Origin of the sequence: Pseudomonas sp. TH10, from assembly GCF_016651255.1 — a bacterium.
In the GTDB taxonomy this organism is placed as follows: domain Bacteria; phylum Pseudomonadota; class Gammaproteobacteria; order Pseudomonadales; family Pseudomonadaceae; genus Aquipseudomonas.
This window is the reverse complement of the sequence record NZ_JAEKEG010000141.1, coordinates 1-25,301: the sequence shown is the minus strand read 5'-3', so window position 1 is coordinate 25,301 and position 25,301 is coordinate 1. Positions and strand designations below refer to the sequence as shown.

Below are 25,301 nucleotides of genomic sequence, written 5' to 3'. Positions count from 1 at the left end.
CCGCGTTTTTCCATTTCTTTAACCAGGCTGGCTTCAGAGTAACGCGCCGGCGGCTTGGTGAAGTGCTGCGTTGGATCAAGCTTGATCAGCTTCATCACGTCGCCCTGCGCCATATCAGGCAGAACGTCGTCGTCGCCAGGCTTGGCAATTTGCGGCATGACGCGGGTGTAACCGTCGAACTTGAGGATGCGGCCCTTGGCGCGCAGCTCGAAGTCGCCAGCACCTACGCTGACCGTCGTCGACAAGTATTGCGCCGGCAGCATCTGGCAAGCGAGGAATTGGCGCCAGATCAGCTCGTAAAGACGCTCGGCATCACGTTCCATGCCCGCCAGCTTGCTCGGAATGGTGTTGGCGTCGGACGGACGAATCGCTTCGTGAGCCTCTTGTGCGCCTTCTTTGCTGCTGTACACGTTTGGCGTTTCCGGCAGGTACTTCTTGCCGAACTCGTCTTCGATATAAGCACGCGCCATCGTCACGGCATCGGCCGAGAGGTTGGTCGAGTCAGTACGCATATAAGTGATGTAGCCGGCTTCATACAGACGCTGGGCCATCATCATGGTTTTCTTCACGCCGAAGCCCAGGCGGTTACTCGCGGCCTGTTGCAGAGTGGACGTGATGAAGGGCGCAGACGGCTTGCTGCTGGTTGGCTTGTCTTCGCGCTTGACGATGCTGTAGCTGGAAGATTTGAGCTTCTCCAGCGCGGCCATGGCCTGGGCTTCGTTGAGCGGTTTAAAGGCCTCGCCCTTTTCGCGAGCCACTTCGAAACGTACGGTGGCGCCCTTTGGCGGTGCCGAGGTCGGCGTGGATTTCCCAGTATTCTTCAGGGTTGAACGCACGAATTTCGCGCTCACGCTCGACCACCAGCTTAACGGCAACCGATTGCACACGACCGGCAGACAGGCCACGGGCGATCTTCGCCCACAGCAGCGGCGAAACCATGTAACCCACAACGCGGTCGAGGAAGCGACGCGCCTGCTGAGCGTTGACACGATCGATGTCCAGTTCGCCCGGCTGGGAGAACGCTTCCTGAATCGCCTTCTTGGTGATTTCGTTAAACACCACGCGCTTGTAGCGGCTGTCATCACCACCGATGGCTTCGCGCAGGTGCCAGGCAATGGCTTCCCCCTCGCGATCCAAGTCGGTTGCGAGATAGATGGTGTCAGCATCTTTGGCGAGCCGGCGCAGCTCTTCGATGACTTTCTCTTTGCCCGGGAGGATCTCGTACTTGGCTTTCCAGCCATGATCGGGATCGACACCCATACGCGAGACGAGCTGCTTGCGCGCTTTCTCTTTCGGCGAGAGCACCGGACCTTCGCCCGCAGCAGCCTTGCCGCGCTTGGCGGCTGGCTCTTTGCTGGCGCTAGCCGAACCGCTGGTGGGCAGGTCTCGGATATGGCCGATACTCGACTTCACCACGTATTGGTTACCCAGATACTTGTTGATGGTCTTGGCCTTAGCCGGGGATTCCACAATGACCAGCGATTTGCCCATGGATCAGAAAATTCCTGAATTCTAGAAGTGAAAGGCGGTTGGCGCCTGACGCGGCACCGCTATATATAGTTGATACAAGGTGAGGTCAAGCACAGGGTTCTGTGCGCACTCGCCTTATGGCTTGGAAAAAAGGCTCGGTTCGGCTTGCACCAAAGCAAAGCGCGGCACCTGCTCGCCGTCAACCTCGACCGACTCGAGAAACATACTCAGAGGACGCACCCAAAAGCCGTAATCGCCATACAGGGCTTGGTAAAAGACCACTTCTTCTTCAGTCTCGGAATGCCGCGCAACATTGAATACACGGTACTGCGGACCTTTGTAATGTTGGTAGAGCCCAGGTAGTAACGGCATGGTTTGGCCCTCGCACAAATCTTTTCAAAATAAAAATAAAAAAAATTTCAGAAAAACAAAAACCGGGGCACTTGGCCCCGGCTTCCATCAACGTAACGCTTAAACGCGTTCGAAGACGGTGGAGATGCCTTGGCCGAGACCAATGCACATGGTAGCCACCCCGAAGGTGCCGCTATTCTGCTTCATCACGTTCAGCAAGGTGCCGGAAATACGGGCACCGGAGCAACCGAACGGGTGACCCAGGGCGATCGCGCCGCCATGCAGGTTAACCTTCTCGTTCATCTTGTCGAGCACTTTCAGATCTTTCAGCACTGGCAGAGCCTGCGCGGCGAAAGCTTCGTTGAGCTCGAAGAAGTCGATATCGTTGATGCCAAGACCCGCACGTTTCAGGGCTTTTTGTGTTGCCGGAACTGGACCATAGCCCATGATTGCCGGATCCACACCCGCCACTGCCATCGAACGGATCACCGCCATCGGCTGGATACCCAGATCCTGCGCACGCTGCGCCGACATCACGATCATGCACGAAGCACCATCGGTGATCTGCGACGAAGTACCAGCAGTCACGGTGCCGCCCTTTGGATTAAAGGCAGGCTTGAGGGCCGCCAGACTTTCCAGGGTGGTTTCCGGACGAATGGTTTCGTCGTAGTCGAACAGTTTCAGGAAACCGTTCTCGTCATAGCCCTGCATCGGGATGATTTCGTCTTTGAACTTGCCTTCCACAGTGGCCTTGTGGGCCAACTGGTGGGAGCGCACGCCGAAAGCGTCCTGCTGTTCGCGAGTGATGCCGTGCATCTTGCCGAGCATTTCAGCGGTCAGGCCCATCATGCCCGAGGCCTTCGCGGCGTACAGCGACATGTGCGGGTTCGGATCGACACCGTGCATCATGCTCACGTGACCCATATGCTCGACGCCGCCAACGACGAAGACGTCACCGTTACCGGTCATGATTGCTTGTGCAGCAGTGTGCAAAGCGCTCATCGACGAGCCGCACAGACGGCTGACAGTCTGGCCGGCCGAGGTGTGCGGGATCTGGGTCATCAGCGACGCCATGCGCGCGATGTTCCAGCCCTGCTCCAGGGTCTGGTTGACGCAGCCCCAGATCACGTCCTCGACTTCAGCAGGATCGACCTTGGCGTTGCGTTCCAGCAATTTGCTGATCAGGTGCGCCGACATATCTTCGGCGCGGGTGTTGCGGTGCATGCCGCCCTTGGAGCGGCCCATCGGAGTACGACCGAAGTCGACAATCACGACGTCTCTTGGATTCAAGCTCATAAAATTTCACTCTCGCTCAAAAGTTGGGACGCTTAACCGAAGAACCGTTGGCCGGTTTTGGCCATTTCACGCAGCTTCGCGGTCGGGTGGTACAGCGCGCCCAAATCAGCGTACTGGTCAGCCAGGGCAACGAACTCGGCAACACCGATCGAATCGATGTAGCGCAGCGCACCGCCACGGAATGGAGGGAAACCAATGCCGTAGACCAGACCCATGTCGGCTTCGGCGGCAGTTTCAACGATGCCGTCTTCCAGGCAACGCACGGTTTCCAGGCACAGCGGGATCATCATCCAGTTGATGATGTCTTCGTCAGTGACTTCGCGCTGCTCGTAAACGATCGGCTTGAGCACTTCCAGCACCGATGGATCGGCGACTTTCTTCTGCTTGCCTTTCTTGTCGGCCTCGTAAGCGTAGAAACCCTTGCCGTTTTTCTGGCCCAGGCGCTTGGCTTCGTACAGCACGTCGATGGCCGAACGACGGTCATCCTTCATGCGGTCCGGGAAACCTTCAGCCATCACGTCACGACCGTGGTGACCGGTGTCGATGCCGACCACGTCCATCAGGTAGGCAGGGCCCATTGGCCAGCCGAATTTTTCCATGACCTTGTCGATACGGACGAAGTCCACACCGGCGCTGACCAGCTTGGCGAAACCGCCGAAATACGGGAACAGAACGCGGTTGACCAGGAAGCCCGGGCAGTCATTGACGACGATCGGGTTCTTGCCCATTTTCTTGGCGTAGGCAACGGTGGTGGCAACTGCCAGCTCGCTGGACTTCTCGCCACGAATCACTTCCACCAGAGGCATCATGTGCACCGGGTTGAAGAAGTGCATGCCGACGAAGTTTTCCGGACGCTTGAGGGCTTTGGCCAGCAAGCTGATGGAAATGGTCGAGGTGTTGGATGCGAGGATGGTGTCCTCTTTGACCTGGCCTTCAACTTCAGCCAATACGGCTTGCTTGACCTTCGGGTTTTCGACCACAGCTTCGACAACCAGATCGACGTGACCGAAGTCGCCGTAGGACAGGGTCGGACGAATGGCGTTGAGCACTTCAGCCATTTTCGCAGCGGTCATACGACCTTTATCAACGCGGCCAACCAGCAGTTTGGCGGCTTCGGCCAGACCCTGCTCGATACCGTGCTCGTTGATGTCCTTCATCAGGATCGGCGTCCCTTTGGAGGCCGACTGATAAGCGATACCGCCGCCCATGATGCCGGCGCCGAGTACGGCAGCCTGCTTCACGTCTTTGGCGATTTCGTCGTAGGCCTTGGCCTTTTTCTTCAGTTCCTGATCGTTCAGGAACAGACCGATCAAGCTCTGCGCAGCAGAAGTCTTGGCCAGTTTGACGAAACCGGCAGCTTCGACTTCCAGCGCCTTGTCACGACCGAAGTTCGCGGCTTTCTGGATCGTCTTGATCGCTTCAACCGGCGCCGGATAGTTCGGGCCAGCCTGACCGGCCACGAAACCTTTGGCGGTTTCGAAAGCCATCATTTGTTCAATGGCGTTCAGCTTGAGTTTTTCAAGCTTCGGCTGACGCTTGGCCTTGTAGTCAAACTCGCCGGAGATGGCGCGCTTGATCAGTTCAAGGGCAGCTTCCTGAAGCTTCTCCGGAGAAACCACGGCGTCGACGGCGCTGACTTTCAGAGCGTCTTCAGGGCGGTTTTCCTTACCGGAGGCAATCCACTCGATGGCGTTGTCGACACCGATCAGGCGCGGCAGACGCACAGTACCGCCGAAGCCTGGGTAGATGCCCAGTTTAACTTCCGGCAGACCGATCTTGGCCTTGGTCGACATGACGCGATAGTCAGCCGCCAGGCACATTTCCAGACCGCCGCCCAGAGCGATGCCATTGATCGCGGCAACAGTCGGAACGTTGAGGTCTTCGAAATCGCTGAATATCTTGTTGGCTTCGAGGTTGCCTGCAACAAGCTCTGCATCGGGCAGCTTGAAGTTCTCGACGAATTCGGTGATGTCGGCGCCGACGATGAAAACGTCCTTGCCGCTGCTGACGATCACACCCTTGATCGAAGCATCTGCCTTGATGGCGTCTACCGCCTGACGCAGTTCGTTCAGGGTTAGACGGTTGAACTTGTTGACGGACTCACCCTTGAGGTCGAATTTCAATTCGACGATGCCACTTTCAAGAGCTTTAACCGTGATGGCTTTACCTTCGTAAATCATCAACTGATCTCCACGATATGGAAGCTGAACAGTACACGTCGGACGCAGGCGAATGGCTTGGCAGGACGTTTTTTCGTCGATGCTAACGCCAATCCACCCGGCACACCCGCCAACGCGATAGTCGGGATTCTGTAGGAGCGGTCAGTAAGACAAACGCTCAATTCATACGCCCGTTTGATTTGGGTACGTCACCTTCACGGAATTTCCGACAATTGTCAATCGCCCAAAATACGGGTGCAAATGCGACTTTGCGGTCATTTCCGTTACGCGAAGATCTTCAACACGCGGGTGCATGTGTGGCCATTCATAGAATCAATAGTTAGAAAAGTCGCCCTAATTCGCGGCAGCTTCCGTTTAAGAGGCTACGCTGGCGGGGACCTGGAGGAAAATTTATCAACGCTTAGACGAATGCCAAGCGTAAGATCAGCCCACACCGTTTTCCGGCCTGCCTGGCCAACCCGGCCCGATGTTGATGTCGGGCTTTTTATTGTCTCGGGAAATGTGGATGGCACCGGTGGATGTCACACCGCGGGTGCCACCGTTTTCATGCCAGCGCTTTCAGCGTGGCGTCGATATCCTGCAAAACCGTGGCTTCGCCCTTCTCGCCCCAATACAAGGCGATCATTTGCTTATCCGCCTCGACCTTGAAGACGTTGTCCGGCAATTTTTCGAAATGATTGAGCAGCGCACGGTCTTCGCAGACTTCCTGCCATTGATTGACCCACACGCCCGGCGATTTCTGCCACCAGGTCCAACATGCCGGTTGCTTGCCACGACGTGGCCGATGGTACTGCGCGCATGGGTTCGGCGGCTCTTGAGAGAGCCAATGCGGCCATTCCTGGGGCGCCAGTTGCATGGCCAGGCCAATACGCCGTGCCTCCATGCGCAGGGCGATGCGACCGCTTTGCGCACGCGATGGACGCAACCAAGCCAGCGGACTTAAAACCACCAACAGGATTGACACCACCAACCAGACCGTCATATCTCTACTCCCAATTCTTGGTGAGCGCATTGTGTCACTTTGGAACCAATGCGCTTGAAACCAGCCATACTTAACAATATTGAAACCTCAGGAGGAGCACCTCATGCCCTACCACCACATCCTGGTCGCTGTAGATCTGACTGAAGAGTGCGACCCTGTTATCCACCGCGCCCGCGAGCTCTCGGTGAGCAACGGTGCCAAGCTGTCCCTGGTGCATATCGTCGAGCCGATGGCCATGGCGTTCGGCGGCGACGTGCCGATGGATCTGTCACAACTGCAACAACAGCAGTTTGACCAGGCCCGCGAGCGACTTGACCGGTTGATCATCAAGTACCCGGAGCTGTCCAAGGAATTCAGCCACCTGACCTACGGCCAACCGCGCCAGGAAATCCATCACCTGGCCAAGGAGCAAAGGCTGCGACATGATCGTGGTGGGCAGTCATGGCCGCCATGGCCTGGCATTGCTGCTGGGCTCCACGGCCAATGACGTGCTGCACGGCGCGCCGTGTGACGTGCTGGCGGTGCGTCTGCAAAACAAAAGCTGACAACACAATCCCCGTAGGAGCTGCCGAAGGCTGCGATCTTTTGATCTTGATTTTGATTTTTTAAAGCAAGATCAAAAGATCGCAGCCTTCGGCAGCTCCTTGTAGTCGTATTCCATAAGAAAGCCCGGCCTCATCTCTGAACGCCGGGCTTTTTTATTGCGGGGTTAATCAGGCATCCAGCTCGGCCCAACGCTCCACCATCACTTCCAGTTCCGCCTGCAACTGCTCCAGCTGAGCAATCACCGCTGCGGTTTCCGCCGCAGGACGCTGGTAGAACGCGCTGTCGGCCATTTGCGCTTCAACCGCGGCGATCTGCTGCTCCATGGCTTCGATCTGGCCCGGCAAGGCTTCCAGCTCGCGCTGCAGCTTGTAGCTGAGTTTCTTCTTCGCCACTGGCGCTTCAACCGCAGCAGCCACAGGCGCCGCCTCGGCAGTCACCACCGCCGACGTCAGGTCGGCTTTACCCGATTTGCTCTCGGTCACGCCCAGCAGGCGCGGCGAACCACCCTGGCGCAGCCAGTCCTGATAACCACCGACGTATTCGCGAACCTTGCCTTCACCTTCGAAGACCAGGGTGCTGGTGACCACGTTGTCGAGGAATGCCCGGTCGTGACTGACCATCAGCACGGTGCCGTTGAAGGTCAGCAGGACCTCTTCCAGCAACTCGAGGGTTTCCACGTCGAGGTCGTTGGTTGGTTCGTCGAGCACCAACAGGTTCGCTGGTTTACTGAACAATTTGGCCAGCAACAGACGCGCACGCTCACCACCCGACAGCGCCTTGACCGGCGTGCGGGCACGCTGCGGGCTGAACAGGAAGTCGCCCAGGTAGCTCAGCACGTGGCGGCTCTGGCCGTCGATGTCGATGAAGTCGCGGCCTTCGGCCACGTTGTCGATCACGGTCTTTTCCAGGTCCAGCTGATGACGCAACTGGTCGAAGTAGGCCACGTCGATGCGCGTGCCCTCCTCCACGGTGCCGCTGGTAGGCTGCAGGCCGTTGAGCATCAATTTCAGCAGCGTGGTCTTGCCGGTACCGTTGGCGCCGAGCAGACCGATACGGTCGCCGCGCGTCAGGACCATCGAAAAATCCTTGATCAGGAACGGGCCGCCCGGGTGCGCGAAACTCACGTTCTCGAGGACCATCACCTGCTTGCCGGACTTGTCGGCAGTGTCCAACTGAATGTTGGCCTTGCCGGTGCGCTCACGACGCTCGCTACGCTCAACGCGCAAGGCTTTCAGGGCGCGGACGCGGCCTTCGTTACGGGTGCGACGCGCCTTGATGCCCTGACGGATCCAGACTTCTTCCTGGGCCAGCTTCTTGTCGAACAGCGCGTTGGCGGTTTCTTCAGCGGCCAGTGCGGCTTCTTTGTGCACGAGGAAACTGGCGTAGTCGCCGTTCCAGTCGATCAGGCCACCGCGATCCAGTTCGAGGATGCGCGTGGCAAGGTTTTGCAGGAAGGAACGGTCGTGCGTGATGAACAGCACAGCGCCCTGGAAATCTTTCAGCGCTTCTTCGAGCCAGGCAATTGCACCGATGTCCAGGTGGTTGGTGGGTTCGTCGAGCAGCAGCAGATCCGGCTCGGACACCAGCGCCTGCGCCAGCAGTACGCGACGACGCCAGCCGCCGGACAACTGCGCGAGGGTCTTGTCGGCCGGCAGTTGCAGGCGGCTCAGGGTGCTGTCGACCAGTTGCTGCAAGCGCCAGCCGTCACGGGCTTCGAGGTCGTGCTGGACGTGCATCAGCTTGTCCAGGTCGGCGTCGGTGACGATGTTTTGGCTCAGGTGGTGATACTGCGCGAGCAGCTCGCCAACACCGTCCAGGCCTTCAGCCACCACGTCGAATACGGTCCGCTCGTCGGCTACCGGCAATTCTTGCGGCAATTCGCCAATCTTGAGGCCGGGGGCACGCCAAACGGAGCCGTCATCCGGCTTCTGGTCGCCCTTGACGAGCTTCATCATGCTGGACTTGCCATGTGCCGTTGCGGCCGATGATGCACACCCGCTCTCCACGGGCGATCTGCCAGGACACCTTGTCCAACAACGGCGTAGAGCCGAAAGCAAGGGACACATCGCTGAATTTGAGCAGGGTCATGAGCTTCTCCAAAAACCGGGCGCGCATTCTACCTGAGTTAGGGCATCAACAGGCCGCCAATTTGTCTGTGGAAGCACTCTGCACAACATTTGTTGCGAACTTGTGCCAAGAGGCCCGCAAAGCTTTCGCCGCTTGCTGGCAAAAGGCTAAGCTACAGACAATTCAGTGCTGACCGAGGTCGGCACTTGTCATGATTTCTCTGCCCGGATGTCTCATGCGCAGTCGCCTTTTCAGTGTTTTGTCCTGCTTGCTACTTACCGCCGCTGCCGTTCAATCCGCCCAGGCGGTGGACCTGTCCACCCAACGCCAGTATTACGATGAAGCCAAGCGCGCCCTCGCCAAAGGCGATACCGGCCCGTACTTCCGTTACAGCCAGGCCCTGGCCGATTATCCGCTGGAGCCGTATCTGGCCTACGACGAGCTGACCGCGCGCCTGAAAAGCGCGAGCAACGCCGAAATCGAGAAATTCCTCGCTGAACACGGCGATCTGCCTCAGGCCAACTGGATGAAGTTGCGCTGGTTGCGCTGGCTCGCCGACCGTGGCGACTGGGCGACCTTCGTCAAATATTACGACCCGAAACTCAACTTCACTGAACTGGACTGCCTCAATGCGCAATACCAGATCAGCAGCAACCATAAAGCCGAAGGTTATGCCAACGCCGAAAAGCTCTGGCTGACCGGTAAATCACAGCCCGCCGCCTGTGATGCGCTGTTCGGCGTCTGGGCCGCTGATGGCCAATTGACCGAACAGAAACGCTGGGAACGCACCAAGCTTGCCGCTCAAGCGCGCAACTATCCGTTGGCCAACAGCCTGGTCAACGGCTTGACCACCCTCGCCCCACGCGGTCGCCTGTTGGTCGATGTCGCGCAAAAACCCGAGTTGCTCAACCAGCCTTCACGCTTTACTCCAGGCGATGAACCGATGTCCGACGTGGTCAGCCTTGGCCTGCGCCGCCTCGCCCGCCAGGATCCGGACAAGGCCATGGCGCTGCTCGACGGCTATGCCAGCAGCATGCATTTTTCCCGCGATGAAAAAGTCGCGATTGCCCGGGAAATCGGCTTGACCTTGGCGCGACGTTTCGACAGCCGCGCGCTGGACGTGATGACCAAATACGACCCCGAGCTTCGCGACAACACTGTTTCGGAATGGCGCTTGCGCCTGCTGCTGCGCCTGGCTCGCTGGGACGATGCCTATCAACTGACCAAACGTCTGCCGCAGGATCTGGCCACCACCAACCGCTGGCGCTACTGGCAGGCACGCAGTCTGGAACTGGCGCAGCCACAGAATCCAGAGGCGCAGACCCTGTACAAAAACCTCGCCCGCGAGCGCGACTTCTACGGTTTCCTCGCCGCCGACCGTTCGCAATCGCCGTATTCGCTGAACAACAAGCCACTGGTGCTCAGCCAGGCGCTGATCAACAAAGTGCGCAATACACCTGGCGTTCGCCGCGCGCTGGAGTTTCATGCCCGCGGGCAGATCGTCGACGGTCGCCGCGAGTGGTACCACGTCAGCCGCCACTTCAACCGTGACGAAATGGTTGCCCAGGCTAAGCTCGCCTACGACCTGAAATGGTACTTCCCGGCGATCCGCACCATCAGCCAGGCGCAATACTGGGACGATCTGGACATCCGTTTCCCGATGGCCCACCGCGAAACCCTCGTGCGTGAAGCCAAGGTGCGCGGTCTGCATTCGAGCTGGGTGTTCGCCATCACCCGCCAGGAAAGCGCCTTCATGGACGACGCACGCTCCGGCGTCGGCGCCAGCGGCCTGATGCAGTTGATGCCCGGCACCGCCAAGGAAACCGCGCGCAAGTTCAGCATCCCGCTGGCCTCGCCGCAGCAGGTGCTCGATCCGGACAAAAACATCCAGCTCGGCGCCGCTTACCTGAGCCAGGTACACAGCCAGTTCAACGGCAACCGCGTTCTCGCCTCCGCCGCTTACAACGCCGGCCCCGGCCGTGTACGTCAATGGCTGCGAGGCGCCGATCACTTGAGCTTCGACGTGTGGGTAGAAAGCATCCCGTTCGACGAAACCCGTCAGTACGTGCAGAACGTGCTGTCGTACTCGGTGATCTACGGCCAGAAACTCAACTCGCCGCAGCCGCTGGTGGATTGGCACGAACGCTACTTTGACGATCAATAAGATTTATTGAAGCAAGATCAAGAGATCGCAGCGGTGCCCCCGTAGGAGCTGCCGAAGGCTGCGATCTTTTGACTTTTGATCCTGATCTTCAAACCCAAATCGCATCCCACAACGGATAATCACCAACCCGCCGAACCAACCCCGCCCGCAACGGATTCATGACGATGTACCTCGCCGCCCCCTTGATGTCTTCGTCACGCCGCAACGCTCGGTCGTAATACCCCCTCTGCCACACTCGCCCCTGATCTCCACGCAGCAGATTGATCGAACGGCTGCTCCTGGACTTGATGCGACACATCAACTCCGCGAGCGTCCCGTGCTTAAGCTCAATCAGCCAATGCAGGTGATCCGGCATCACAACCCATGCCATGGAACTGATCGCCGCCCCTCATCGGCGCAGCGCAATTGATCCACCAACAGGCGGCCCAAGCGCCAGTCAGCAAACACCGGCTGACGCTGATGAGTGACTGCTGTCAGCAGATAAATACGACCCTGCTCAGAAAATCTGGACCTACGCAGGCGACATCCATTTGCGGCGATGGGCATTCCGTTGCCCTCCCTGAAACATGCAGATTACTCAAGGTTAGCCCAGCGATTTAAAGCCGCTGATCTGCGCAATTTCTGCATATTTCCGAGTGCCGATACCTGGTCGGTTACTTGGTCGGTTACTTAGTCGGTTACTTAGCCGGTACCGGGTCAGTAATGGGTGAGCCACTGCCACACATTCACGCCCCGTCATGCCCATCACTGAACTGCAACGCCGCCAACCGCGCATACAGCGCATTTCCTGCGATCAGCTCCTGATGCGTCCCCACGGCGACCAATTTGCCCTGATCCATCACCGCGATGCGGTCGGCGTTTTTCACCGTGGCCAGGCGGTGGGCGATGACCAGGGTGGTACGGTTTTTCATCAGGCTGGGCAGCGCCTGCTGGATCAGGTGTTCGCTCTGGGCATCGAGGGCGCTGGTGGCTTCGTCGAGCAACAGGATGGGGGCGTCCACCAGCAGCGCGCGGGCGATGGCCAGGCGTTGGCGCTGGCCGCCGGACAAGCCCAGGCCGCCGTCGCCGAGGTGGGTCTGGTAGCCGTCGGGCATCTGTTCGATGAAGTCGTGGGCATAGGCGATTTTCGCCGCTTCCTGCACCTGGGCCAGGGTGGCGTCCGGCCGGCCATAGCGGATGTTCTCTTCAACGCTACCGAAAAACAGCGCCGGGTTCTGCGAGACCAGCGCGAAACAGCGGCGCAGGTCCAGGGGGTCGAGCTGGGTCAGTGGCACGCCGTCGAGCAGGATGCGCCCGGCGATGGGGTCGTAGAAGCGCAGCAGCAGGTCATACACCGTCGACTTGCCAGCCCCCGAAGGCCCGACCAGGGCCAGGGTTTCGCCGGCATGGATGGTCAGGCTCAGGCCATCGACCGCGTAGCTGTCCGGCCGCGAGGGGTAGGAAAAACGCACATCCTCCAGCACCAGATCGCCGGCGACCCGCTCGGGCAAGGTCACCAGGCCCGAGGTCGGCGCCTGGATGATGTTCTGCGAACGCAACAACTCGGCAATGCGCTCGGCGGCGCCAGCGGCGCGTTGCAGTTCGCCAATCACTTCGCTCAAGGTGCCGAACGCGCTGCCGACGATCAGGCTGTAAAAAACGAAAGCCGCCAGCTCGCCCGCGGAAATCCGCCCGGCAATCACGTCCATGCCGCCCACCCACAACATCACGCCCACCGCCCCCAGCACCAGCACAATCACCAGGGTAATCAGCCAGGCGCGCTGGAAGATCCGCTTGCGGGCGGTCTCGAACGCCTGCTCCACGGTCACGGCAAACCGCTGCTCGTCCTGCACTTGATGGTTATAGGCCTGCACGGTCTTGATCTGGCCCAGGGTTTCGGACACGTAGCTGCCGATGTCGGCGATACGGTCCTGGCTCATGCGCGACAGGCTGCGCACCCGGCGACCGAAGATCAAGATCGGCGCAATCACCAGCGGCAAGGCGACCACCACGATGCTGGTGAGCTTGGGGTTGGTGATGAACAGCAGGATCACCCCGCCGATCACCATCAACAAATTACGCAGGAACAACGACAGCGAAGAGCCGATCACCGATTGCAGCAAAGTGGTGTCGGCCGTCAGGCGCGACTGGATCTCGGAGCTGCGGTTGTCCTCATAAAAACCGGGATGCAGGTAGACGAGGTGGTTGAACACCTGCCGGCGAATGTCGGCGACCACCCGCTCGCCGATCCACGACACCAGGTAAAAACGCGCAAAGGTGCCGACCGCCAAGCCCCCAACCAGCAACATGAACAGGCCGATGGATTGATTGAGCAGATGCGGTGACTGGGTCATGAACCCCTGATCCACCAGCAGTCGAATGCCCTGCCCCATGGACAGGGTGATGCCCGCCGTGGCAATCAACGCCAACAACGCGCCGAGCGCTGGCCAGCGGTACGGTGCGAGAAAACGGCTGGTCAGGCGAATGGCACGGCGGTGACGGGCAGAAAGCATCAAAATCATCCAGGTGCGCCACGGCGCGGTGGTTTGAAGGGAACTTGTGTAAATCACAATGAGTCAGGTTAAATATGCCCCCAAAGACTAGGCCATAGTTGCTATTGGTCTAACGTCCCGGTTGAGACGAGCGGTCATTTCTGCTGGACTGGAGTGACCGTACGGGACAGACCGAAAGGCGTTGTCACAGCCTGGTCACGTGGCGGTTTTAATCTATCAATACAACCTGATGAGGAGACAGGCCATGTCCTTGCAACACCGCAGCGATGACAAGATTGAAGTGATCCGCACCAAGCCCGGCCAGACTCTGGGTTGCTCGATTATCGACGAGCAGGGCCGTGAAGTACCGATCACTGAAGACATGATCCAGGACGCCTGCCGCGAACTGGAGAAGCGATTGGTCAAGCCTGCCGAACAAAAGTGATATAGCCACCGTCTTCCTGACCCGGCCCCTTTTGGCCGGGTTTTTTATGGGTGCTGTTTGAGGTGGGTGGTGTGGCTATCGCGGGCAAGCCCGCTCCCACAGGTCCCGCGGCAATTTTGAAAGCGCATTAACCCTGGGGGAGCGGGCTTGCCCGCGATGGGGCCAATACGGTCGTCAGAGTGCCGCAGCCCCCAACGCCGCCACGATCTTATGCAACTCCACCGACTCCCCTCAACCCGCACCTGCAGCCCATCAATCTCCCGGCGCAACGGGTAATGCTTGCGCAGCACATCAAACGCCGCACGCTGTTCAGCGACATTGCCTACAAGGCTGCGGCGAAAATCCGCGTCATCGCGGCGCGGGTCGTACACGCCACGACACAACATCGCCAGCGCCCAGGCCGGATCGCTGTCGGCGTGCAGGGAAACTTCCGACAACCACGGCGCCGGCAGCAATTCACTGAGCTGGATGCTCGCCGGTTGGCCAATAAATTCGCAGTAAGCCTGATAGATCTGCGCCGTCCCACGCTGCTTGCCATCTAGGCTGTAACCGGCAATGTGCGGCGTGGCCAACACGCACAGGTCCGCCAGCGCCACATCCACCTCCGGCTCACCTTCCCAGACATCCAGCACCGCCTGCAGGTCTTCGCGCTGCAGCAGCACGTTGCGCAAGGCGGCGTTGTCGACCACCGGGCCGCGGCTGGCGTTGATCAGCCAGGTGCCAGGTTTGAGCTGATTCAGGCGATCGCGGTCGAACAGGTGCCAGGTGGACTGCGCGCCGTGTTTTTTCAGGGGGTGTGCAGGCTGATGACATCGCAGCGCTCGATGATCTGCTCCAGGCTGACAAAATCACCGCCCTCAGCGCTCTGGCGCGGCGGGTCGCAGACCAGCACGTTCCAGCCCAGGCCCTTCAGCACTTCAACCAGGCGACCGCCCACTTCACCGGCCCCCACCACGCCATAAGTGCGCTGCTTGAGGTCCGCGCCTTCGATCTCGGCCAGGGTCAACAGGCTGCCCAGCACATAGTCGACCACGCCCCGGGCGTTGCAGCCGGGAGCGCTCGACCAGCTGATGCCAGCTTGCTGGAAGTAGTCCAGGTCAAGGTGATCGGTGCCGATGGTGCAGGTCCCGACAAACCGCACCTTGCTGCCTTCGAGCAAAGCGCGGTTGACGTTGGTCACGGAGCGCACCAGCAACACGTCGGCCTGTTCAACGGTAGCGCGATCGATCGACCGCCCCGGTACCCGGCGGATCTCACCGAAGGATTCGAAAAAGGCATCGAGTAGCGGGATATTTTCGTCGGCAACGATCAGCATGGTGGGCTCCTTTGGGGGATCGGCAGTGTAGGCGCAGAAGCCACCCATCGCCTAGCACCTATCCCCGCCTACCCGTAGGAGCTGCCGAAGGCTGCGATCTTTTGACGTTGATCCCACGACATTCAAACCACCCCGGTAGGAGCTGCCGAAGGCTGCGATCTTTTGATCGTGATCTTGATCTTGATCTTTCAAGGTTGCTGAAGATCAAGATCAAAAGATCGCAGCCTTCGGCAGCTCCTACGGGGGAACGTGGTGGGATGAGGGAACGGTTTTTGTGCAATTACAAATCCCCAACATAGCTATTTTCCTGACCACTGCGTCAACGCGTAGAATGCCCCGCCTCGCGCATCAATACCTTTGGACGTTACGCCTTGAATTCCGCCACTGACCACGCCTCTACCACCCCTCACCCGCCCGGCCCGGGTGCGTCTGGAGCTGAAAAACCTGCTGGGCCTGGCCCTGCCGATCATGATCGCGCAGCTGGCCACCACGGCGATGGGTTTCGTCGACGCCGTGATGGCCGGGCGCGTCGGGCCCAAAGACTTGGCGGCAGTGGCATTGGGCAACTCGATCTGGGTGCCGGTGTTTCTGCTGATGACCGGTACCTTGCTGGCGACCACACCGAAAGTCGCCCAGCGATACGGCGCCGGTACGCACAGCGAAATCGGTCCGATTGTCCGTCAGGCCTTGTGGCTGGCCCTGGTCGTCGGACTGATCGCGACCGCCATGCTGGTCGCCGCCGAACCGGTGCTGCACTTGATGAAAGTCGATCCCGAGCTGATCGGCCCCTGCATGCAGTACCTGCACGGTATCGCCAGCGGCTTGCCGGCGGTGGCGTTTTATCACGTGCTGCGCTGCACCAGTGACGGCATCGGTCGTACCCGTCCGGCAATGGTCCTGGGTCTTTGCGGTCTGGCGCTGAACATTCCGCTGAACTACATCTTCATTTACGGTCACTTCGGCGTGCCGGCCATGGGCGGCGTTGGCTGCGGCTGGGCCACGGCGATCGTGATGTGGGTGATGGCGCTGGGTCTGGCCGGTTATGAGCGCTGGGCGCCGGCTTATCGTTCGAGCGAACTGTTCAGCCGTTTCGACTGGCCGCAATGGGCGGTGATCAAACGCCTGCTGTCGATTGGTCTGCCGATTGGCATCGCGGTGTTTGCCGAGTCGAGCATTTTCGCGGTGATCGCCCTGCTGATCGGCAGCCTCGGCGCGACGGTGGTGGCCGGCCATCAAATTGCGCTGAACGTCAGCTCGCTGGTGTTCATGATTCCGTACTCGCTGGGCATGGCGGTGACCGTGCGCGTCGGCCAGGCGCTGGGGCGCGAGCAACCGCGCGAAGCAAGGTTCGCTGCGGGCGTCGGCATGGGCACCGCGCTGGCGTATGCGTGCATTTCGGCCAGCATGATGTTGCTGCTGCGCGAGCCGATTGCGGCGATCTACACCGCTGACCCGACCGTGATTCACATCGCGGCGATGCTCATCGTGTATTCGGCGCTGTTCCAGTTCTCCGATGCGATCCAGGTCACCGCTGCCGGCGCCCTGCGCGGTTATCAGGACACTCGCGTGACGATGATCCTGACCCTGTTCGCTTATTGGGGCATTGGCTTGCCGGTGGGTTACGCCCTCGGCCTGACCGACTGGCTTGGCGAACCACGCGGCCCGAGTGGTTTGTGGCAGGGCCTGATCGTCGGCCTGAGCTGCGCGGCGTTGATGCTGTCGGTCCGCCTGACTCGCAGCGCACGCAAGCGCATCCGGATCACCCTGTAGGAACCTGGCTTGCCAGCGATGACGGTGTCACATTCACCATCGCTATCGCTGGCAAGCCAGCTCCCACAGATTTGTGATGTTGCACAACCCAACAAACACCCGCGCGCCCTGTGGGAGCCTGGCTTGCCAGCGATGGCGGTGCCACATTCACCATCGCTATCGCTGGCAAGCCAGCTCCCACAGATTTGTAGCGTTGCATAATCCAACAAACACCCGCGGGCCCTGTGGGAGCCTGGCTTGCCAGCGATGACGGTGCCACATTCACCATCGCTATCGCTGGCAAGCCAGCTCCCACAGATTTGTAGCGTTGCATAATCCAACAAACACCCGCGCGCCCTGTGGGAGCCTGGCTTGCCAGCGATGACGGTGCCACGTTCACCATCGCCATCGCTGGCAAGCCAGCTCCCACAGGTTTGTAGCGTTGCATAACCCAACAAACACCCGCGCGCCCCTGTGGGAGCCTGGCTTGCCAGCGATGACGGTGCCACATTCACCATCGCTATCGCTGGCAGGCCAGCTCCCACAGATTTGTGGTGTTGCACAACCCAACAAACACCCGCGCGCCCTGTGGGAGCCTGGCTTGCCAGCGATGACGGAGCCACATTCACCATCGCCATCGCTGGCAAGCCAGCTCCCAAAGGTTTGTGGTGTTGCACAACCCAACAAACACCCGCGCGCCCTGTGGGAGCCTGGCTTGCCAGCGATGACGGTGCCACATTCACCATTGCCATCGCTGGCAGGCCAGCTCCCACAGGTTTGTAGCGTTGCATAACCCAACAAACACCCGCGCGCCCTGTGGGAGCCTGGCTTGCCAGCGATGACGGGCCACATTCACCATCGCCATCGCTGGCAAGCCAGCTCCCACAGGTTTGTAGCGTTGCATAACCCAACAAACACCCGCGCGCCCCTGTGGGAGCCTGGCTTGCCAGCGATGACGGTGCCACGTTCACCATCGCTATCGCTGGCAGGCCAGCTCCCACAGGTTCGTAGCGTTGCATAATCCAACAAACACCCGCGCGCCCTGTGGGAGCCTGGCTTGCCAGCGATGACGGTGCCACATTCACCATCGCTATCGCTGGCAAGCCAGCTCCCACAAGGTGCTCATCCAGGCTTAAGCGAGTTTCTTGCGGATCCAGTAGAGGTAGGTCCCCGCCTCTTCATGCTGGCCGACCAGTTCATGGTCGAGGAACACACAAAACTTGGGAATATCACGGCGGGTCGACGGGTCGGTGGCAATCACCTTAAGCAGACCACCAGGCACCAGGTCACGGATGTGCTGGTGCAACATCATCACCGGTTCCGGGCAGTTGAGGCCGGTGGCGTCGAGGGTGCCGTCGACCGGCGTATCAAGCATTTCACTCATGATTCACTCCTGAAACTGGCCGACATTGTCGCGCAATGTCGGGTGTTCGGTCATCTGTGGCATAACACGCTCCCCCGTAGGAGCTGCCGAAGGCTGCGATCTTTTGATCGTGATCTTTATCTTTCAAGGTTGCTGAAGATCAAGATCAAAAGATCGCAGCCTTCGGCAGCTCCTACGGTGCGCGATCTTGGGCTTTCAAGGTTGCTGAAGATCAAGATCAAAAGATCGCAGCCTTCGGCAGCTCCTACGGGGACTGCGGTCTTTTGGGCTTTTAAGGCTGCTGAAGATCAAGATCAAAAGATCGCAGCCTTCGGCAGCTCCTACGGGGGTGTGGGGTTAGCGGGATTTGGGCTTCTTTACATCAATCCTGCGCAAATGACAGGTGACTTCTTCGCGGTCGTGATACAGCTGCTTGCAGCCGATATCAACCTTGATTCCGCGCGCCTTGAAGCCGTCGGCAATGCGTTCAAGCAGGCGTTTCACTTCGGCATAACGCTGCTTCATTGGCAGTTTCAGGTTGACCACTGCCTCCCGGCAATGCCCCTCGCCGATCCACTCTTCGAGCATCGCCGCGTTACGTGCGGGTTTCTCGACGATGTCGCAGACCATCCAGTCCACCGGCTGCTTGGGCTTGAAGGTAAAACCATCGGCCATCAAGTGTTGCACCAGGCCAGTGTCCATAAGGCTTTCGGCCATCGGGCCGTTGTCGATCGCGGTCACCAGCATGCCGCGATTGACCAGTTGCCAGGTCCAGCCACCCGGTGCGGCACCGAGGTCAACGCCGGTCATGTCGCTGTGCAAACGCTCATCCCACTGATCACGCGGGATGAAGTGGTGCCAGGCCTCTTCCAGCTTCAACGTCGAACGACTGGGCGCCTCACGCGGGAACTTCAGGCGCGGAATGCCCATCGGCCACATTGCCGAGTTGCCCGCATCGGCCATACCGAGAAACACTTCGCGACCACTTTTAAAGGTCAGCAACAGACGCGGCTTGTTGGCGTCGTCGACCAGTTTGCCGGCGCCGGTCAGGGCCTTGCGCAGCGGGCCTTCAAATTTCTTGCAGAAGTTCGACAGTTCTTTGCCGTCGTTGGTGTCAACGACTTCCAGCCACAGGCTGCCGCACAGCGGAAATTCGGCCATGTGCGCGAGGATCACGCTGATACGGTCAGTTTCCGGCAGATCGATAAACACTCCGCGCGCCCATTGGCGCGGGAAGATCAGCTCGGCGAAACGCTGACTGCGCATCAGGCGCTCGGCGCCATCTTCTTCGGTGCAGACAAACTCGGCGCAAGCGGTGGCCGCTTTGGCCTTGGCGTAGCCGGCCACGTTGAGTTGAGCGGCGAGGTCGGAAATCTCCGAACAGACTTCGCCTTCGAAACCTGGCCGGCAATGCATGAATAGGGTGTTCATTCTTACTCCTGGGCAGAGGGCGGACATTCGGCCCCTGCGCGATGCTCAAGCCTTGCGTTGCAGCAAAACCTGTCACGAAAACCGGCGCATGATAGCCGATGTCGGAACCTTGGACTTGCCCATAGAGTCCAGTTATTAGCCAGCTACCTAAAACAGGGCTAGGTTTAAAGCTCTATTCGTCCCCTCAATCCGTAGCCGTGCGGATTCAAAGGAGTGATCGTAATGCCGTCCCTCGATAGTCTGAAAACCCTTAAAACGCTAAAAATCGACGACAAGACCTACCACTATTTCAGCTTGCCGGATGCCGCGAAGTCCCTTGGCAACATCGACAAACTGCCAATGTCGCTGAAAGTTTTGCTGGAAAACCTGCTGCGCTGGGAAGATGAAAAAACTGTCACCGGCGCCGATCTCAGGGCCATTGCGGCCTGGCTCAAGGAGCATCGCTCCGATCGGGAAATCCAGTACCGCCCGGCCCGCGTATTGATGCAAGACTTACCGGCGTCCCCGCCGTGGTCGACCTGGCCGCCATGCGCGCCGCCATGGCCAAGGCCGGCGGTGATCCACAGCGCATCAATCCACTGTCGCCGGTTGATCTGGTGATCGACCACTCGGTGATGGTCGACAAATTCGCCAGCCCGAGTGCGTTCGAGCAGAACGTCGACATCGAGATGCAGCGCAACGGCGAGCGTTACGCCTTTCTGCGCTGGGGCCAAAGTGCTTTCGACAACTTCAGCGTGGTGCCGCCGGGCACCGGCATCTGCCACCAGGTCAACCTCGAATACCTCGGCCGCACCGTGTGGACCAAGGAGGAAGACGGCCGCACTTATGCCTTCCCCGACACCCTGGTCGGCACCGACTCGCACACCACCATGATCAACGGCCTCGGCGTACTCGGCTGGGGCGTCGGCGGGATCGAGGCGGAAGCGGCGATGCTCGGGCAACCGGTGTCGATGCTGATTCCGGAAGTGATCGGCTTCAAGCTCACCGGCAAACTTAAAGAAGGCATTACCGCCACCGATCTGGTGCTGACGGTCACGCAAATGCTGCGCAAAAAAGGCGTGGTCGGCAAATTCGTCGAATTCTACGGTGACGGCCTCGCTGATCTGCCGCTGGCAGACCGCGCAACCATCGCCAACATGGCGCCGGAATACGGCGCGACGTGCGGTTTTTTCCCGGTCGACGACGTGACCCTGGACTACCTGCGCCTCTCGGGCCGCCCGCCAGAAACCGTCAAACTGGTCGAGGCGTACACCAAGGCCCAGGGTCTGTGGCGTCTACCCGGTCAGGAACCGGTGTTCACCGACAGCCTGGCCCTGGACATGTCCAGCGTCGAAGCCAGCCTCGCCGGGCCAAAACGCCCGCAAGACCGTGTCTCACTGCCAAATGTGCCGCAAGCTTTCAGCGACTTCATCGATCTGCAATTCAAACCGACCAGTAAAGAAGAAGGTCGCCTGGAAAGTGAAGGCGGCGGTGGTGTGGCCGTGGGCAACGCCGACCTGGTGGGCGAAACCGATTACGAATACGACGGCCACACCTATCGCCTGAAAAACGGCGCCGTGGTCATCGCCGCCATCACCTCGTGCACCAACACCTCCAACCCGAGCGTAATGATGGCCGCCGGGCTGCTGGCGAAAAAGGCTGTGGAAAAAGGCCTGACCCGCAAACCGTGGGTCAAAACCTCGCTGGCGCCAGGCTCAAAAGTGGTCACCGATTACTACAAGGCTGCGGGGTTGACGCAATACCTCGACCAGCTCGGTTTTTCACTGGTGGGCTACGGCTGCACCACCTGTATCGGCAACTCCGGGCCGTTGCCGGAGCCGATCGAAAAAGCCATCCAGAAAGCCGACCTCACCGTCGCGTCGGTACTGTCCGGCAACCGCAACTTTGAAGGTCGTGTGCATCCGCTGGTGAAAACCAACTGGCTGGCCTCGCCACCGCTGGTGGTGGCTTATGCGCTAGCCGGTAGCGTGCGCACTGACATCAGCAGTGAACCGCTGGGTAATGATCAACAGGGCAATCCGGTGTACTTGCGTGACATCTGGCCGAGCAGCAAGGAAATCGCTGACGCCGTCAGCCAGGTCAGCACGGCGATGTTCCACAAGGAATATGCCGAAGTGTTTGCCGGTGATGAACAGTGGCAAGCCATCGAAGTGCCACAAGCGGCGACTTATGTGTGGCAAGACGATTCGACTTACATCCAGCATCCACCGTTTTTCGATGACATCTCCGGCCCGTTGCCAGAGATAAAGGATGTCAAAGGTGCGCGGGTGCTGGCCCTGCTCGGCGACTCGGTGACCACCGACCACATCTCCCCTGCCGGCAACATCAAGGCTGACAGCCCGGCCGGGCATTATTTGCGCGAAAAAGGCGTGGAACCACGGGACTTCAACTCTTACGGCTCACGTCGCGGCAACCACGAAGTAATGATGCGCGGCACGTTTGCCAATATCCGTATTCGTAACGAAATGCTCGGTGGTGAAGAAGGTGGCAACACGATCTACATTCCGACCGGCGAGAAACTGGCGATCTACGACGCGGCCATGAAATATCAGGCCTCGGGCACGCCGCTGGTGGTGATTGCCGGGCAAGAATACGGCACCGGTTCCAGCCGCGACTGGGCGGCCAAGGGCACCAATCTGCTCGGTGTCAAAGCGGTGATCGCTGAGAGTTTCGAGCGGATCCACCGTTCCAACCTGGTGGGCATGGGCGTGTTGCCGTTGCAGTTCAAACTCGATCAGAACCGCAAGAGCCTCAACCTGACCGGCAAGGAAACCTTCGAGATTCAGGGGCTGACCGGGGTCGAGTTGACGCCGCGAATGAACCTCCCGCTGGTGATCACCCGTGAAGACGGCAGCCGCGAGAAGGTCGATGTGCTGTGCCGGATCGATACGCTGAACGAAGTCGAATACTTCAAATCCGGTGGCATCCTGCACTACGTCCTGCGCCAACTAATAGCCTCATAACCCAAGCGGGGGGATCAAAAATCCCCCCAACACCAACGTCAACACCACCAACACCACCAACACCACAAATCCCCTGTGGGAGCGGGCTCGCCCGCGATAGCGATCTAACAACCACCACAACCTCCAATCCCACCCCTCAACACCCATACCCCACCAAAAAATCCCAAAACCTCCTCTCACCACGCCCCCTGACAACTATCCCTCCAGCACGGATTGCCCCTCCCCCACATCTGCCTAAATACCCAAACCAGCGAAGCCCCCACCAAGGACGACCCCATGCTCCGCCTCCCCTGGCCGTACCTCACTATGCTCACCGCCGGCTACGTCCTGGCGCTCACCTACGGTCAACTGTCCCTACAGGCCAGCATCCCCATCACCCTGCTCCTGCTAGCCGGCTTCGCCGTCCAACCCCAAAACCACCGCTACGCCCGCTACCTCGGCCACAGCCTGTTCGTGCTCATCGCAATAGCCCTGGCCCTCCACTACCTGCCCGGCTTCCATAACGCCCAGGTCATCGAGTCCCAACGCTTCAGCGAAAACGCCGTACCCTTCTCGATGTACCTCAACCTCGACAAACCCCTGCTCGGTTTTTGGCTCCTGCTCGCCTGCCCCTGGCTCATCGCCCAACGCGCCTTCAGCCCAACCCTGAAAACCAGCGCCATCGCCCTGACCCTCACCGCACTCGCCACCTTCGCCTGCGCCTGGCTGCTGGGCATCATCGAATGGGCCCCCAAATGGCCCGACGTCGCGCGCATCTGGCTCCTCAACAACCTGCTATTAGTCACCCTGGTAGAAGAAGCCCTGTTCCGCGGCTATATACAGGGCGGCCTGAGCCAACGACTCAAACACCTGCCGTACGGCGAACACCTCGCCGTGTTACTTGCTGCAACAGTTTTCGGGCTGGCGCACTCGGGCGCAGGCTGGCAGTGGGTGTTGCTGGCAACCCTGGCCGGCATCGGCTACGGCCTGGCCTACCGCTTCGGCGGACTGGCCGCCGCCATCGCCACGCATTTCGGGTTAAACCTGCTGCACTTCGGGTTGTTCACCTACCCAATGTTGGCGGGATAGCCAGGGCAGTCAACCGAACGCCCGTATGACAGAAAGTTCCTACAGAGCCTTGACCCTCCCCCTACGCCACTAGAGTGCACGCTTTTAAAATGGCCCCGGCAGCATTAGTGCACCGGAGAAGGCCGTACTGTTGCGCTGGAAAGGAATTCCATCCCCCTCCTCCTGCTGCCCGTGCGGTCACCACACTCGTTTCCGTAACCTGCGCAGCCCTATGTTCAATAAAATCCTGGTTGTATGCATCGGCAACATCTGCCGCAGCCCCACCGCAGAAGCCCTGCTTAAAAGCAAGCTGGCCCATCGCGGCATCGACGTAAGCTCAGCCGGCCTCGGCGCCCTCGTGGACAAATCCATGGACGCCACCGCGCTGGAAGTCCTGCGCGAGCACGGCGGCGACCTGCCAGACCATAAAGGTCGGCAATTGACTCGAGAAATGCTGCAACAGGCCGATGTAATACTGACCATGGAACAGCGCCACGTGGACAGCATCGCGCGAATGGCCCCGGAAGTACGCGGAAAGACGTTCCTGCTAGGCAAGTGGCAGAACAACCAGGAAATTCCCGACCCGTACCGCCAGCAGAAAGTCGCATTCGAACACGTCTACCAGTTGATGACGCAAGGCGTCGACAGCTGGTCGCAAAATTATAATCACCTCTTGTAAAAGTACCCCGCATGCCAAGCCAAAACAGCCTACCTATTCAGGATCACAGCGACGACGATGAAAACATCGATCTGCTCGCGCTATTCGGCACTTTGATCGATAGCAAGTGGATTATTATCGGCATAACTGCATTTTTTGCGCAGTAGGCGTTGCTTACGCCCTCCTTTCTACCCTGTTTATCAAGCTAATGCGCTTGTGCAGGTAGAGGAGAAAAAAGGCGGTATGGCTGCTCTTGGCGGCATGGGTGAAATGAGCGAGATGTTCGGTGGTACCTCTCCGGCGGTTACCGAGATCGAGCTACTTAAATCCCGGGCCGTTCTTGGTAAAGCAGTGGAGAACCTCAAACTCGATATCGTAATTGAGCCAAACTACTTTCCGCTGATTGGTCATTTCCTGAGCCGCCGCTTTAATCCCTTGAGTGAAAACGAGGTTGCTTCACCATTGTTTGGCTTAAACAGCTATACATGGGGAGGAGACAAGCTGGACATTTTCCAATTGGAAGTGCCGGATGACTATTTTGGAAAAAGCTTAAAGCTGCGTGCAGAAGGAAATAATAGCTTTACCCTACTCAACGATGACAATGAAGTAATCTTGAACGGTCAAGCTGGCGAAAAAATTGAACAAAACGGATTTAAACTTCAAGTAGCTAAAATTAACGCGAACATTGGTGGAATTTTCAATGTAACCAAACAGCGCCGCCTCAATACAATCCTCCAGTATCAGGATGATGTATCAGCAACCGAGCGCGGCAAAGAATCCGGCATTATCGCACTGTCACTGGA

11 protein-coding genes and 8 pseudogenes are annotated in these 25,301 nt (G+C 59.2%); 8 read left to right on the top strand and 11 right to left on the bottom strand.

Features of this window, described 5'->3' with window-relative positions; all coding sequences use genetic code 11:
* The 5 genes and pseudogenes from topA to JFT80_RS19930 form a co-directional block, all read right to left on the bottom strand.
* Nucleotides 1–1,491, bottom strand: a pseudogene (topA, locus tag JFT80_RS19950) (type I DNA topoisomerase); the annotation flags it as partial.
* A 114-nt stretch (nt 1,492–1,605) separates the two neighbouring features.
* Complete coding sequence (locus JFT80_RS19945) at nt 1,606–1,842, bottom strand: DUF1653 domain-containing protein (RefSeq protein ID WP_201149030.1); 237 nt, start codon at nt 1,840–1,842, stop codon at nt 1,606–1,608.
* A 99-nt stretch (nt 1,843–1,941) separates the two neighbouring features.
* Nucleotides 1,942–3,117: an acetyl-CoA C-acyltransferase FadA gene (gene fadA / locus JFT80_RS19940; RefSeq protein ID WP_007910465.1), complete on the bottom strand. Its 1,176-nt coding sequence runs from the start codon at nt 3,115–3,117 to the stop codon at nt 1,942–1,944.
* Between the two features lie 32 nt (nt 3,118–3,149).
* A complete protein-coding gene (gene fadB / locus JFT80_RS19935) occupies nt 3,150–5,297 on the bottom strand; it encodes a fatty acid oxidation complex subunit alpha FadB (protein WP_201149029.1) in 2,148 nt (715 codons plus the stop codon).
* Between the two features lie 544 nt (nt 5,298–5,841).
* Complete coding sequence (locus JFT80_RS19930; protein ID WP_201149028.1) at nt 5,842–6,279, bottom strand: hypothetical protein; 438 nt, start codon at nt 6,277–6,279, stop codon at nt 5,842–5,844.
* 103 nt (nt 6,280–6,382) lie between these two features.
* Here JFT80_RS19930 and JFT80_RS19925 point away from each other — a divergent pair.
* Nucleotides 6,383–6,824 (top strand): annotated as a pseudogene (locus tag JFT80_RS19925) (universal stress protein).
* Between the two features lie 168 nt (nt 6,825–6,992).
* Here JFT80_RS19925 and JFT80_RS19920 read toward each other — a convergent pair.
* A pseudogene (locus tag JFT80_RS19920) lies at nt 6,993–8,913 on the bottom strand (ATP-binding cassette domain-containing protein).
* A 214-nt stretch (nt 8,914–9,127) separates the two neighbouring features.
* Between JFT80_RS19920 and JFT80_RS19915 the strand changes: the two are divergent.
* Entirely contained in the window at nt 9,128–11,056 is a 1,929-nt protein-coding gene (locus JFT80_RS19915; protein WP_201149027.1) for a transglycosylase SLT domain-containing protein, read from the top strand.
* An 88-nt stretch (nt 11,057–11,144) separates the two neighbouring features.
* On the opposite strand, the pseudogene JFT80_RS24575 reads toward JFT80_RS19915, so the two are convergent.
* Both JFT80_RS24575 and JFT80_RS19905 read right to left on the bottom strand, forming a co-directional pair.
* Nucleotides 11,145–11,602 (bottom strand): annotated as a pseudogene (locus tag JFT80_RS24575) (transposase).
* 179 nt (nt 11,603–11,781) lie between these two features.
* Complete coding sequence (locus JFT80_RS19905; protein WP_201149025.1) at nt 11,782–13,557, bottom strand: ABC transporter transmembrane domain-containing protein; 1,776 nt, start codon at nt 13,555–13,557, stop codon at nt 11,782–11,784.
* Between the two features lie 235 nt (nt 13,558–13,792).
* Here JFT80_RS19905 and JFT80_RS19900 point away from each other — a divergent pair, with 235 nt between their 5' ends.
* Nucleotides 13,793–13,972 (top strand): PA1571 family protein, encoded by a 180-nt coding sequence (locus JFT80_RS19900; protein WP_201149024.1) that lies wholly within the window; start codon nt 13,793–13,795, stop codon nt 13,970–13,972.
* A 174-nt stretch (nt 13,973–14,146) separates the two neighbouring features.
* On the opposite strand, the pseudogene pdxB reads toward JFT80_RS19900, so the two are convergent.
* Nucleotides 14,147–15,287: pseudogene (gene pdxB, locus JFT80_RS19895) on the bottom strand (4-phosphoerythronate dehydrogenase PdxB).
* A gap of 371 nt (nt 15,288–15,658) precedes the next feature.
* Here pdxB and JFT80_RS19890 point away from each other — a divergent pair.
* A pseudogene (locus JFT80_RS19890) lies at nt 15,659–17,057 on the top strand (MATE family efflux transporter).
* 1,111 nt (nt 17,058–18,168) lie between these two features.
* Here the strand turns inward: JFT80_RS19890 and tusA are convergent.
* Entirely contained in the window at nt 18,169–18,420 is a 252-nt protein-coding gene (gene tusA, locus JFT80_RS19885) for a sulfurtransferase TusA (protein WP_045062389.1), read from the bottom strand.
* A 336-nt stretch (nt 18,421–18,756) separates the two neighbouring features.
* On the bottom strand, nt 18,757–19,830 hold the full coding sequence (gene rlmM, locus JFT80_RS19880; protein ID WP_201149023.1) for a 23S rRNA (cytidine(2498)-2'-O)-methyltransferase RlmM: 1,074 nt from the start codon (nt 19,828–19,830) through the stop codon (nt 18,757–18,759).
* Between the two features lie 222 nt (nt 19,831–20,052).
* Here rlmM and acnA point away from each other — a divergent pair.
* The 4 genes and pseudogenes from acnA to JFT80_RS19860 all read left to right on the top strand — a co-directional run.
* Nucleotides 20,053–22,793 (top strand): annotated as a pseudogene (gene acnA / locus JFT80_RS19875) (aconitate hydratase AcnA).
* Nucleotides 22,794–23,069: 276 nt separating this feature from the next.
* Nucleotides 23,070–23,861: a CPBP family intramembrane glutamic endopeptidase gene (locus JFT80_RS19870; RefSeq protein ID WP_201149022.1), complete on the top strand. Its 792-nt coding sequence runs from the start codon at nt 23,070–23,072 to the stop codon at nt 23,859–23,861.
* Between the two features lie 211 nt (nt 23,862–24,072).
* The gene (locus JFT80_RS19865) at nt 24,073–24,519 is read left to right on the top strand and encodes a low molecular weight protein-tyrosine-phosphatase (protein ID WP_201149021.1); all 447 of its coding nucleotides are present in this window, start codon (nt 24,073–24,075) and stop codon (nt 24,517–24,519) included.
* Nucleotides 24,520–24,741: 222 nt separating this feature from the next.
* A pseudogene (locus JFT80_RS19860) lies at nt 24,742–25,301 on the top strand (tyrosine-protein kinase); the annotation flags it as partial.